Here is a 12,753-nt window from a genome sequence, read left to right as displayed (position 1 = left end):
AAAGGCGGAGGGTAACCCCTCCGCCTTTTTCATTTCCGCCGGCCTTATTGCACGGCAAAAGTGGTAGTCGCGCTGGCGCTCTGTCCGCCGCTGCTGGCGCTGGCCCGCACCTGGTAGCTGCCCAGCGCGTCTTTCTGCTTGCCCAGACGCAGCTTGTAGCTGGCCACGCCCTTGCTGTCGCTGGTTACCGTCTGGCTGACGGTGCTGCCGTTGGGCTTGGTAAACAGCAGGGTAACCGGCGTATTGGCCACTGCCCCGCTGGCATTGCTGAGGGTTGCCGTGCTGGTGACGGTGGCCCCCAGGCTATAGCTGGCTTTGTCGGTCGCCACTTTCACCGCCAGGGTGCCGACCTGCGCCTGCACGCTGTAGCTGGCGGTGCCGCTGGCACTGTACTGGCTGGCGGCCACGTTGCTGGCCGAGGCCGTTACGCCATAGCTACCGGCAATGGCCGTGCCGGACGAGGTTACCGTCAGCGTGGTGCTGCCGCTGCCGCCGGCAGCAATGCTCAGGCTGCTGGCAGCCAGCGTGCCGGACCAGCCGCTCGGCAATACCGAGGCCAGGTTGAAGGTGGTGGCGGCACAGCCGCTGCTGTCATGGTTGCTGACGACCACGCTATACCCCACCGCCGCACCGGCAGACACGCTGGTGCTTTGCAGCGGCGACAGCAGCACGGAAGGTTGGCCGCGGGTGCAGCTGCCAGCACTAAAGCTTACCTGCACGCCGATACCGCTGCTGTTGGCCCAGGTGGGGGTAATGGTCACGCCGGCGGCACTGTCGGTATAGCTTTGCCCCACCACCAGCGCCGGGTCGTCCAGGTCGGCCCGCGAGTACCAGGACAGGCTGCCCGGCGTCATGTCCAGCAGGTAGTTGTCGTACACACTGCCCTCGGTATCCAGATGCACCGTCACCCCGTTGAACACGTTGGCGGTTTTCAGATACGGGTCGGTGGCCAGGTAGCTGTCCGCGCCCAGCGGCTGGCGGTATTCCAGGTAGTACCAGCTGCGCTGGCCGGTAGTGGGGTTCACGCCCTTGAGAATCTTCAGCGCCTTGGCACTGCTGCCGCTGCTTTCATACGGCTCGATCACGTAGGTGCCGCTCTGCTGCACGGTAGTCACCGCCGGGGCGACGCCGTTATTCAGCCAGCCGAGGCGCTCTTTCTGCGCGGCATTGATATGCCCCTGCCCGGAGCCCATCACGTCGGCACGGTCGCCGTACTCGTAGTAGGTGCAGGTGGCGCCGGTGGGGCTGGTATCACAGTCATTGGCATGGGTATGGTCCAGCCCCAGGCCATGCCCCAGCTCATGCGTCACCACGCGGAAGCTGTTGTCGCCGTTGATGAACGACTTGGACGGCACGCCGCCAATGGTGGAGGCACCGGAAAACGCGCAGCTGGCAACCGGCGGGAACACATACACCAGCCGCGTGTAGGCGGCCAGGTTTACCCCTGCCGCGGCAGCCGCCTGGTTGGCCGCCGTGGCGATGGCATCGGTATCGCACGTGCTGGTGCTGCTGATCGGCAGGGTATACCAGCCGTACACCTGGCCAGTCAGCGAGGTCTGCTGGAAGGAGTTCTCGCGGACAAAGTCGCTTACCTGGCCAAACACCAGCGTGCGCCACTGCTCCTGGGTCCAGCGCTGATCGCCGGGGTTGTCCTGGAAGTTCACCAGCAGCACCGCGGTATTCTGCACGCCCAGCGGGTTGGAGCCGGCCGCCTGTGCCAGCACCTGCACGCTGCCGCTGCTGCTGTCCAGCGCCAGCTGGCTGCCGCTTTGCTGCCCACGCACCCGCACGCGGCTGCCCGTCGCATAGCGCGCGGCCGCGCCCTTGAAGTGCAGCTCCAGACGCTCGCCGGCATCGGTTTTCAGGAAATGCCGGGTACGGCTCTTGCGGTTCTTGAGGTCATCCTCGTGCAGCACCTGCAGTTCGCCTTCCAGGTCCACCGCTGCCGCGCTGCCGACCTGCGCCTGGGCCGACGCCTGCGCGGCGGGCACTGCCGCCTGCAGCGATGCGGCCTGGCCAGCCAGCAACAAACCGGCCAGCAAGGCTGCCCACCTGGCCATACGTTGGCCGCACGAGAATCGAGAATTACGCACTGACTTATTCCTTTGCATCCCTGGAAACCAGCTTGCGGCCAACTGCGCCACCGGCCCGATATTCACCAAGCCGGCAATTTGCCCGATATTTATCAAGCAAAGCGCTTTTTAGACAATTAGGGTTCTGTTTAAAATAACCGACCTGCAATAAGCAGCACCAGATTCAACATCACGCCCTCGTCCGCCACAATTTTGCTTCCAACAATTTCTTAACACACAAGGCCAGAATATACAGAGAAAAATATGAATTGCAACGCTATTTCCAGCCTGTCTGCAAAACAACCTATACACCTACGATAAAATAATTTACCGTTTAAATTCATATGATTAAGGTAAGTGACAATATTAAACCACTTGCCAGAAGGCATGCACACCGCAAATTTTCATCATCATAAAAAATCAAATCGGCAATTAATATTTCAATTAATATCCGAAAAAGATAAATTTAAAGCAGATAAAAAATACCCAAGCTTTACAGGGTAAAAAAATTAGCCCACCACAGCAAGGCTTACGCGCCAAACAGCCATGACGAAGCTTTGATTTTTTCTAAATCGGCAAGGAAAAATATTGAATGCGCCAGCCAGCGCAAGCGCTGCGAGGCGCCGGCAGACAAGCACAAAAGACTGCGGGCCGGGTGTTGGCAAACACCCGGCCCGCAAACAGGCAACAGTGCAGAAGTAGTGGTGGAAATGACTCAGCGGCTGGCGGCCGCGTTCAGCAACTCCTCGATGCGCGCCGCCGACACCGCCCCGGCCACGCGTTCGTTGTTCTCAAAAAACATGGTCGGGGTACCGGTAATGCGGTGCTTGCGCGCCAGTGCCTCCAGCTCCGCCACCGGGTTCGCGCAGTCGCCACTGCCGCCAGGTGCCACGCCGTCATTGACTGCGGCCAACCATGCCTTGGCCGGGTCGCTGGCACACCATATCTGCTGCGATTTCAGCGTGGCGCCGGGATGCAGCTGCTCGATCGGGTACAGGAACACGTAGACGGTGACGTTGTCGACCGAGCGCAGCTCGCCCTCCAGCTGCTTGCAATACGGGCAATGCGGATCCTCGAATACCGCCATCTTGCGCTTGCCGTTGCCTTTGACGATCTTGATCGCCTGCGCGAACGGCAGCTTGTCGAACGGCAGCGCCGTCAGCTTGGTCAATTGCATTGCGGTCAGGTTTTGCCGCGTCTTGGCGTCGAAGACGCTGCCTTGCAGCACAAAATCCACGCCCGCATCCACGTACAGCAACTGGCCGTTGCTGAACACCTCGTACCAGCCAGGCATTGGCGCCTTGCGCACCTGCTCGACTTTCAAGCCGGGAAAGCGCTGCTCCAGCAGCGGCGCCACCTGCGCTTCGTCGGCCTGCGCCACGCTGGCACTACTCGCCAGCAGCGCACCTGCTATCAGCCACCGTATCAAGCCCGCCTTGTGCTTCATCATGCGTCCTCCTCTACCGATTTACCCCACCACTATAGCCAAGCAGTTTGCTGCTGCACGGCCAGCCATTCCTGCATTGCGCACGCCGCTGGCGCCGCACGCGCGGCCAGCCCGCGCCCGGCCCCGGCCAGCGCAATGGCACGGCTGTAGTAATAAAAATCGCCAGATGCTTAGTACAGTTTCAACAAATGCCGACGCTGAAAATGGCTGTCATTAGACGGTTGCATACTTAACCATACATCACACTTATTAATAATACTTTTAACAAACGGTTGAATTTGACTGCAGCAAAACCTAAAATCGGGCTGTCCCGACCAGATGTGTGAACCCTTTGCTCATGCGCCCGTCGGCGACCTTGCCTCCCAAGCGGCACCAACCCATAAGCACAAAAAACTGCGTTGCTACTTCTTCACTGCTCGATTTGTCACAGGGGAATCGGCGAGCGATTCCTGGCAGGAACCGCCTCTATAAGTATCTGGAGGTGTAATCATGAGTCATCTAGTCACGGGGTTGCCGGACACCCCCGCTGCCTGTTCCACGACAGACAGCTGGTGTACGGCGCCACCACAACCCGGCGTCCAGAGCCGGCTAATGGCACACATACGGCGTGCCCCGGCCGTTCTGGCAATCATCCTGGCCAGCCTGGCAGCCAGCCCGGTCTGGGCAGTTCACGACGACAACCTGTTTGAGCTTGACCAACCCACCACCTGTACGGTGAAAGTGAATGGCCAGGACACCACGGTCAATTGTGGTGCGGCCAACGTAGCAGACAGCCCCGCCGGCTCGCCGGATGACTGGGCCAATGTCTACGGCGGCAACGACCACGCCTTTGCCCGTGCCTTCGTTGACGATCCAACCGGTTCCGCAGAAACCAGCTTTTACACCGGTGGCGGTTCCAAAGATGAGGAAGCTATCGACACCTCGCTAGGTGCCAACAAATCCTGGCAGTACGACAACGCCAATGATGTTGTCCCCGACAAGGATGACATTGCCCATGCTTTTGCCGCCGCATACAAGGCAGCGGACGATCACATCATTTTCTACTTTGGTGCCGATCGTTTCGATACCAGCGGTGATGCCGAGATGGGTTTCTGGTTCTTCCGCAACCCGATCAGCCTGGGTGTGAAACCCGCCTTTGTCGGCGTACATGCCGTAGGTGACATCCTGGTACTGGTGGACTTTGTCGGTGGTGGCGATGTCGGCAACATCACCATTTATAAAGTCAGCGCGGTAAGCGCAACCGGCGTACCAACCATGACGCTGGTAGCAGACAAGAGTGGCGCCGACTGCTCGCTGGTAGGTGCCGGCGATCAGGCGTGCGGTGTCATCAACAATATCGCCGGTGAAACCCCGCCCTGGGGCTACACCAACAAGGATGGCCAGCACAGCTACCAGAAGGCTGCCCTGTTTGAAGCCGGCATAGACCTGACCGCCCTGGGGCTGGATCTGGGCTGCTTCAGCACCTTCATGGCAGAAACCCGCTCCTCGCACTCGCTGAGTGCCGAGCTGAAAGACTTTGCCATGGGCCAATTCAACGTCTGCGGTCTGGCAGTGGCCAAAACAGGTGACACACTGTCGAAAGTCAGCGACCCGGTCGACTACAGCATCACCATCACCAACACCGGGATACAGACCCTGTACAAACAGGCCATCAGCGATAGCGTACTGGGCGCCATCACCGTCAACGGTGTGGATCAAAGCAACAGCTATGTTATCGGCAACACCTGCGGTGCCAGCCTGGCTGGTGGCGCAAGCTGCGTCGTAACCCTGCGTCGTACCGTACAAGCCGGGGATCCCGATCCTTTGCCCAACACGGCAACGGCAACCTACCGTGAAAAATCGAACCTGACAGGCACCTCGCTGACGGAAACCTCCGGCCACGAAGTCAACCTGTTCCAGCCTTCGATCACGCTGACCAAAACCGCCGACCCGACTGCGATCCTGCAAGGCGACACCGTGAACTATAAGATCACGCTGACCAACACCAGCTCGTCTGATACGCCTAATCTCGATTGCACCATCACCGACGCCATGCTGGGCATAACCTACCCTGCTCAGGGCACGGTATCGCTGGTGGCAAACGACAAAGTGGAACTGACACCGCAGTTCCTGTTCAACAACCCAAGCGCACTCAGCTGGTGTAAAGCTGGCCTGGTAGGGGTGGAATGCACCAACACCGCGGTAGCTACCTGCTCGCCAGCAGGTTGGCCGAACGTGCTGAGTAAACAAGCAAGCGCCAAAGTCGTCGTAACACTGGCAACAGTGGATGTGACGGTCCAGAAATCCGGTCCGCAATACGCCAAGGTGGGCGACACCGCCACTTACACCTTTAAAGTAACCAGCGGCAGCAATGTGCCGACCACAGTAACCTCACTCACCGATACCGTGCTGGGTGACCTGCTGGACGACATGAAAGCTGTTACCGGTTGTGGCACCGATCAACTGACCGCCGCCGGCACCCCCGGTGACAGCTGTACCTTTACCGCTTCGCGCGCCATACAGGCTGGCGACCCGGATCCGCTGAACAATACCGTGACAGTGGTACTGCTGGATGCATTCAGCAACACCGCTACGGCCACGGCATCGCACGCAGTGGACCTGGTACATCCGGCCTACACGGTTAGCAAGTCTTGCGTCAACGATCCGGTTCCGGCCGGTGCCAGCGCCAACTTCGACATCAAGGTAATGAATACCGGCGATATCCCGCTGGTACTCGGCCTGAGCGACCCGGCAACCGGCATCAACCTGAGCGGCATCTCGCTGGGCAAAGTGGTGAACAACAACTGCGTTTACGACAACAACGCCGCTGACGGCTGCTACCTGGCACAAGGCAGCATGATCGCCACCGGCACCAGCGTAAGCAACACCGTTGACGCCACCGCCACCCTGCCGGCGCAGTATGGCTTGCCGAATGTGATCAACCACAGCGCAAGCTCAAGTTGCACGGTGCAACAAGGCGGCGCTACCCGCACCCCGGGCTTCTGGCAGACCCATGGCTTCACCGATGGCTACACTTGCCACGTGTTCGAAGAGCATCTGGCTGGCAGTATCAGCCTTGGATGGCGGAACCTTGAAGAGTGCAGCGATGTAATGGGCATCTTCTGGGCCAGCCCGGCCAAGACCAGCAACGGCACGAAACGTAGCCAGCTGTGTCAGGCTACGGAACTGGCATCCTTCCAGTTGCTTGCCGCCATCCTCAACTCGGCCCTGGATAACGGTAAATCGCTCCCGATTGATCCGAAATCCGGACTGGACATCGTAAAAGCCGAGCAACAGGCACTAACCTACTGCTATGACAATAACAGCAGCACGGTATGTGACCGTAACAACATCCTGCGTCTGAAAGACCTGCTGGGTACTTACAACGGCTCTGGTGACAACACCGCCATCATCGATACCGATGGCACCGTGGTGAACCATGCCGACCCGCGTGCCTCGCGTCAGGGTGCTTACATCCCGGTGGCAGACTGCAACTGAGCGTAGTCGCCAAACCAGGCAGGCCGGTCTTCGGACCGGCCTTTTTTCATCCCGATGGGAGAGCGGCCATGTTGTCCCCCCTACCTTTGCGGCCGGCAGCCGCCAGCGCCCTACTGCTGCTGTGCCTGATCGCCACCGTTGCCCTGGGCAACGAGCCGCCGCCACCGCTGCTGCACCGGGTGCTGAATGTGCACGACAGCGGCCCGGGCTCGCTGCGCCAGGCACTGCTGGACAGCCAGCAGCACCGCGGCGCGCAGCTGGTGCGCTTTGAACTCGACACGTTGGCCGCACCGGCCACCCTCACCCTGCGCTCGCCGTTGCCGCTGCTGCATGGCGAGCTGACACTGCAGGGGCAGGCAAGCCCGCTCTGGCAAAGCGGCGGCATCATCATCAGCGGCGCCCAGCGCTTCCGGCTGCTGGAAGTCGCCGCCGACGGCAAGCTGACGCTAAGCGACCTGACGTTGACCGAAGGCCGGGCACCGGGCGGCGGCGCCATTCTGAACCGCGGCCAGCTGCAGGTAAGCGGCGTGAGCTTTCTGCAGAATCAGGCCGACGACGATGGCGGCGCGATCCTGCAGGTCGCCGGCCACGCCAGCATCGTCAACAGCACCTTTTACCGTAACCGCGCCGGGCGCTACGGTGGCGGCATCGCGCAGTCCGGCGGGGAATTGCAGGTGGGCAACAGCACCTTTGCCCACAATGCCGCGCGCGCTGGCGGCGCCCTGTACAGCCTGGGCGGGCTGTGGCTACGCAACAGCCTGCTGGCCAACAGCGACAGCGCCAGCGACTGCGAGCTGTCCGGCAGCCTGCACCCGGCCAGCGACCACAACCTGATCATGCAACACCAGGGCTGCGGCCAACCTGTCAGCCAGCAGGAACCGCGGCTGGAGGCGCTGGGTTATTACAATGGCCCGACCCCCACGCTGCCGCTGGGCGGCGGCAGCCCGGCCATCAACCTGGGCAGCAATGCGGCAGCCACCGACGCCCAGGCGCAGCCACTGGAGTGGGATCAGCGCGGCAACGGCGACCCGCGCATTGTGGCCGGCATCGTCGACATTGGCGCCTTCGAAGTGCAGGCCTACCCCCGGCTGGTGGTGAACGCGCTGGACGACAGCCCGGCCGCCGCCTGTAGCGGCACGCGCGGCGACTGCTCGCTGCGTGGCGCCCTCAGCCTGACCGAGGCCATGGGCCAGGCCGCCACCATCCGCTTCGACCCGCAACTCTGCCACGCGCCCCTGCAAATCACGCTGGCCACGCCGTTGCCCGCGCCCAGCACGCCGCTGACCCTGGATGCGGCCAACTGTGCCGCCATCACCCTGCGCGGCGCCGGGGCCGCGTTTGCCGGCAGCGGCAAGCTGCAGCTGCTGGGCATTGCCGTGCAGGACTAAGCCGCCGCCCCTTCGTCGCGCCTGCTGCCGCTGGCGGCGGCGCAAAAAAAAATGCCCGGCAGGCTTGCCGGGCACAACAGGGCATTCATACGGTTGTTAGCGGTTGTTGATCTGTACGGCCACGCTGGTGCTGGCTTTGTTGACCCCATCGCTGATGGTGTAGCTGAAGCTGTCGCCACCTTTGGCCTTGCTGTTCGGGGTGTAGGTCAGCGTGCCGTTGCTGTTGATGCTGACCTTGCCCTTGCTGGGGGTGGTTACCGCGGTAACGGTCAGCGCCTTGCCTTCCGGGTCGTAGTCGTTGCCCAGTACCACGATGCTCACGGCAGTGCCGATGCGGGTGGCGGCGCTATCGCTCACGGCGACCGGGGCCAGGTTGGGAGTGGTAGTGCTGCCGCCGCTGCTGGTAGTGGCCTGCACGCTGAAGCTGGCGCTGGCCGTACCCTGGTAGCCGGACTGCGACACATTGCTGGCATTGGCATTGATGCTGTAGCTGCCGTTGCTGGCGGTGGTGGCCGAAGTCACGGTCAGGGTGGTGCTGCCGCTGGCGCCTGCCGCCAGGGTCAGCGATGCGGCGCCCAGGCTGCCGCTCCAGCCGGAAGGCACGACCGATGCCAGGTTGAAGGTGCTGCCGCTGCAGGCGCTGCCATCGGTATTGGTCACACTCAGGGTGTAGTTGGCCGCACTGCCCGGGGTGGCGCTGCCGCTCTGGCTGCTGGTCAAGGTCACCGTCGGGTTGGCCCGCACGCAGCTGGGCGTTACCTGGCCGGTGGTACTGACGCTCACCGCCGCACCGGTGCTGTCGGCCGACAGTACCGTCATGCTGACGCCATTGGCATCGGTGTAGGTCTTGCCCACCGCCAGCGGGGCATCATTCCACTCGTAAGCGATGTTGCTGTTGCTGGCCGGGGTCATGTCCAGCAGATCGCTGCTGTCGCCATCCCCTTCGGTGGCCATGTGCACCAGCACCCCGCTGGTCACGCCCGGACGGTTCACCAGCGGTGCATCCAGGTTCACGGCCTGGCGATACTCCAGGTAGTACCAGCTTTTCTGGCCGGTGGTGGCATTGACGGACTTCAGCAGTTTTACCGCCTTGGTGCCGTTGCTGCTGGCCGCATACGGCTCGATCATCACGGTGGCACTGCCGCTTTGCACGGTGGCAATCGCCGGCGACACGCCATAGTTCAGCCAGCCCAGGCGTTCTTTCTGGAACGCGTTGTAGTGCACGCCCTCGCCACCGCCCATGGTGTCGAACCAGTCGCCGTATTCACTGCGGGTGCAGCTGCTGCCCAGCGTGGTGCTGCCGCATTCCAGCGAATGCGAATGCCACATGCCCAGGTTATGGCCGAATTCATGGGTAAACGGTTTGCGGGTCAGGTTGCCATTCATCCAGGCAGTAGACGGCGCACCGCCCACGGTGCCCAGGCCCGCCCAGGAGCAGGTGCTGTTTTTCGGCATCACAATCACGTGGCGGCCATAGGCGGAGAGGTTCACCCCCGCATTGCTTGCCGCTTGCAGCGCCGCATCGCGAATCACCATGTAATCGCAGGTCTGCGCAATCGGCATAGTGATCCAGCCGAATACGCTGCCGCTGATCGAGGTCTGCTGCGACGAGTTTTCCTTGATGAAGCTGTTGCCCTCGCCAAATACCACCGTGTTGGCCTGGTCCTTGGTATAGGGCTGGGTCTGGTTATCCTGGAAATTCACCAGCAGTACTGCGGTGTTTTGCGCACCGAAGGTATTCGGTTCCGGCGACGCCAATACCTGCACGCTGCCCGAGGTGGATGAATCCAGCGCCAGCACGTTGCCGCTCTGGCTGCCGTTCACCCGCAGTTTGCTGCCGCTGGGCTGGCGCGGCCCCTTGCCTTTGAACTTCAGTTCGACACGGCCCTTGCTGGTATGCAGGAAATAGCGATAGCCGCTTGTCTTGTCTGCATTGTGTACATGCAGCACCTCCAGCTCACCTTCCATCTCCACCTTGCCGGCGGCCTGTTGCGCCTGCAGCGGCTGCGCCGCGTGCACCGGGGTGATACCGCCTGCGGCGGCCAGCAATGGCAATGCCAGTGCGACCTGAAAAACCTGACCTAGCTGCCGAGCGGTGGTTTTGGCTTGGGTAAACATCGACTACTTCCTTTCACAAATGCCCTGGAACCTGCTTGCCGCTGTTGCCATGCGCCGCAAGGGCGCTGACTTTCGCTTTTTTCTGCAACTTTATCCAATTACCCAGCCTATTTACGACGAGATCATTCGGTTTAAAGTTCTACAAGCAGAAAAAGCCTCGCGACTATTTTAAATATATTGCTTGTTAGATTCCAAAATTGATAACAAAGCTTTCAATTCGATCCATCACGCTAATTAACCAGAAATCATACCCAACCGGGCCTGACCCCTGCTGAATTCCCAGCGCTTTGTTTAGGATCTAGCCCCTACTATACACAGCTCAGTTTTAAAAAAAACAGGCAATTTTTTTTATGACAAAATTAGCACATAAAATAAATACTGTTTGTATATTTATTAAATTGGCATTTTTCAAAAAGAATAATACTGCAAAATCACCCACTTACCGTGTTATTTTTTACAACACCGGGCAGTCAACAAACTAATACACGGCCTACACACACCGTCACACAAATGGTGACCATTATCGAGCAGCTAATTACATCCATCTATTCCTAAAATAAAAACCGTGGCATATCATATTGCATGCAAATCAAAAAAATAAGCCATCTCGGCAGTTGCAAGCAAAAATACACGCGTGCTTTTTTATAAAAATTTGCAATCATTACTTAACAGCCAGTTTTAGGCAAAAAAAAGCCGCCAAACTGGCGGCGGTTATTCGAATTGCAAAACAAAACGGATCAAAAACGCGATCGCCGGCAAGCGGCGGGCCGTTATTCGGGCGAGAGTTCTCCCGTGTCGTTCCCCGTCTCGGCCGGCGGGGCGGGCGTGGAAGTTACCGCCGACGCGGAAGGTGCCTCTGTGGCGGGCTGGGAAGCCACCGGCTCGGGGGTGCCGGCGGCGGATGTCACCAGCCTATAGGCAAAGCGCCAATCGGCGTAGCTGTCGGCCTGGGCAAACTCGCGGTATTGCGGGGCAAAATTATCGCGCTTCAGCGGCTTGCCTTCCGCCAGGCTGTATACCCCGGCAATGCCGGCATCCGGTGCGCGAATAAGCCCCCATTCCGTCTTGCCGGTAAACGGGTCTGGATAGATCCGCCGCAGATAGCGGCGGGTAAATGGCAGCCGGGGATCACGCAGCAGCGCGGCCATGCTCGGCGGGAAGCGTTTGGCGCCGCCGGGAGACTGTTCATAGTATTGCGCGATGGCTTGCCGGAACTGATCGCCGATGAACAGCAATTCCTGCTCGCGCTGTTGCCGTGCCACCGTGGACCACAGCTGCCCGGTGGCGGCCAGCCACCAGCCCAGCACCAGCAGCACCGCCAGCAGGCCCAGGTAGGTAAAGCCGCGCTGCCGGCGCGGCCAACTGCGACACGCTGGCACCGGGCGGCTACAGCTCGCGTAGCGGCGTGCCATCTCGGGTCTCCCCTTCCGCGCCGCTGCGCACATCGTAGACCGCGCCCTTGCTCGGATCCTCCGGCGGCACCACCACCCAGCTGGTCTCGGTATCGGTAAACGGATCGGCCGGCAGTTTGCGTAAGTAGCGATCGGTAACCAGCGCCTGCAGGCTGTCCGGGTAGCGCGCGCGGTCGCCGTAGTATTTGTCGATGGCGTCGCGCATGGTGGACAGATCGCTCAGCAGCACCGCCTCGCGTGCCCTGGCCACGCTATCCAGGTAGCGGGGTACGGCAATGGTGAGCAGCAGCGAGATGATCAGCATCACCACAATCAGCTCGATCAGGGTAAAACCGGCCGTGCCACGCCGCCGGCCGCTACCACTGCCGGTAGGGGATGCCGTTAAGCCCGACGCCTTGCGCCAATGAGTAAACATCGTAGACATCCTCGCCCTCCTCGGGCCGGTCCGCCGGGCTGGCATAACTGCGCAGCCCCCAGCTCTCGCCCGGCGCCTGCTCGTTGCTGGCCAGCGGGTCGCGGGGAATGCGGCGCAGGAAATAGAAGCGGCGCTTGCCATCCGGGTCCTTGGGGTCGACCACGCCGTCCACCAGTACCGCCAGGGTTTTCGGGTAGCCGCTTTCATCCGCCGCGCGCGGGATCTTGCCCTGATCCACCGCCACCTTGTAGGCATCGATGGCGCCGCGCAGCTGCCGCAGCGCCAGCTGCAGCTCCTGCTCCTTCTGCCGCTGCACCGTCAGCTCGGCCAGCGGCAGCGCCACGCTGGCCAGCAAGGCGACAATGGCCACCGTTACCACCAGTTCCACCAGGGTGAAACCCTGCATCCGCCGCGCAAACATCGT

8 protein-coding genes are annotated in these 12,753 nt (G+C 60.9%); 2 read left to right on the top strand and 6 right to left on the bottom strand.

The features are described 5' to 3' along the window. Positions 1-44: 44 nt before the first annotated feature. Positions 45-2,060: an NEW3 domain-containing protein gene (locus tag ACFOLG_RS01275; protein ID WP_386087582.1), complete on the bottom strand. Its 2,016-nt coding sequence runs from the start codon at positions 2,058-2,060 to the stop codon at positions 45-47. A 727-nt stretch (positions 2,061-2,787) separates the two neighbouring features. Continuing rightward, positions 2,788-3,522 carry a DsbC family protein gene (locus ACFOLG_RS01270; RefSeq protein WP_386087580.1) on the bottom strand — a complete coding sequence of 245 codons (735 nt, stop codon included), beginning with the start codon at positions 3,520-3,522 and terminating at the stop codon, positions 2,788-2,790. Between the two features lie 486 nt (positions 3,523-4,008). On the opposite strand from ACFOLG_RS01270, the gene ACFOLG_RS01265 reads away from it, so the two are divergent. Both ACFOLG_RS01265 and ACFOLG_RS01260 read left to right on the top strand, forming a co-directional pair. After that, positions 4,009-6,996 (top strand): hypothetical protein, encoded by a 2,988-nt coding sequence (locus ACFOLG_RS01265; protein ID WP_386087579.1) that lies wholly within the window; start codon positions 4,009-4,011, stop codon positions 6,994-6,996. Between the two features lie 68 nt (positions 6,997-7,064). After that, positions 7,065-8,384 carry a choice-of-anchor Q domain-containing protein gene (locus tag ACFOLG_RS01260; RefSeq protein ID WP_386087577.1) on the top strand — a complete coding sequence of 440 codons (1,320 nt, stop codon included), beginning with the start codon at positions 7,065-7,067 and terminating at the stop codon, positions 8,382-8,384. Positions 8,385-8,480: 96 nt separating this feature from the next. On the opposite strand, the gene ACFOLG_RS01255 is transcribed toward ACFOLG_RS01260, so the two are convergent. The 4 genes from ACFOLG_RS01255 to ACFOLG_RS01240 form a co-directional block, all read right to left on the bottom strand. Further along, entirely contained in the window at positions 8,481-10,502 is a 2,022-nt protein-coding gene (locus ACFOLG_RS01255; protein ID WP_386087575.1) for an Ig-like domain-containing protein, read from the bottom strand. A 770-nt stretch (positions 10,503-11,272) separates the two neighbouring features. Beyond that, entirely contained in the window at positions 11,273-11,914 is a 642-nt protein-coding gene (locus ACFOLG_RS01250; RefSeq protein ID WP_386087573.1) for a type II secretion system protein, read from the bottom strand. After that, the gene (locus ACFOLG_RS01245) at positions 11,889-12,329 is read right to left on the bottom strand and encodes a type II secretion system protein (protein ID WP_386087571.1); all 441 of its coding nucleotides are present in this window, start codon (positions 12,327-12,329) and stop codon (positions 11,889-11,891) included. The genes ACFOLG_RS01250 and ACFOLG_RS01245 overlap by 26 nt, the downstream gene beginning before the upstream one ends. Beyond that, complete coding sequence (locus tag ACFOLG_RS01240) at positions 12,271-12,750, bottom strand: type II secretion system protein (RefSeq protein ID WP_386087569.1); 480 nt, start codon at positions 12,748-12,750, stop codon at positions 12,271-12,273. Before ACFOLG_RS01240 ends, ACFOLG_RS01245 begins: the two co-directional genes overlap by 59 nt. Between the last annotated feature and the right edge of the window lie 3 nt (positions 12,751-12,753).

Source organism: Vogesella facilis, from assembly GCF_042648525.1.
Taxonomy (GTDB): Bacteria; Pseudomonadota; Gammaproteobacteria; order Burkholderiales; family Chromobacteriaceae; genus Vogesella; species Vogesella facilis.
Note: the sequence above shows the minus strand (reverse complement) of the source record. Positions and strands in the feature narration are given on the sequence as shown.

Bases quoted from the DNA above. Each gene is read 5' to 3' on its own strand.
- ACFOLG_RS01270 (WP_386087580.1), bottom strand. From the start codon at position 3,522: ATGATGAAGCACAAGGCGGGCTTGATACGGTGGCTGATAGCAGGTGCG.
- ACFOLG_RS01255 (WP_386087575.1), bottom strand. From the start codon at position 10,502: ATGTTTACCCAAGCCAAAACCACCGCTCGGCAGCTAGGTCAGGTTTTT.
- ACFOLG_RS01260 (WP_386087577.1), top strand. From the start codon at position 7,065: ATGTTGTCCCCCCTACCTTTGCGGCCGGCAGCCGCCAGCGCCCTACTG.
- ACFOLG_RS01265 (WP_386087579.1), top strand. From the start codon at position 4,009: ATGAGTCATCTAGTCACGGGGTTGCCGGACACCCCCGCTGCCTGTTCC.
- ACFOLG_RS01240 (WP_386087569.1), bottom strand. From the start codon at position 12,750: ATGTTTGCGCGGCGGATGCAGGGTTTCACCCTGGTGGAACTGGTGGTA.
- ACFOLG_RS01245 (WP_386087571.1), bottom strand. From the start codon at position 12,329: ATGTTTACTCATTGGCGCAAGGCGTCGGGCTTAACGGCATCCCCTACC.
- ACFOLG_RS01275 (WP_386087582.1), bottom strand. From the start codon at position 2,060: ATGGCCAGGTGGGCAGCCTTGCTGGCCGGTTTGTTGCTGGCTGGCCAG.
- ACFOLG_RS01250 (WP_386087573.1), bottom strand. From the start codon at position 11,914: ATGGCACGCCGCTACGCGAGCTGTAGCCGCCCGGTGCCAGCGTGTCGC.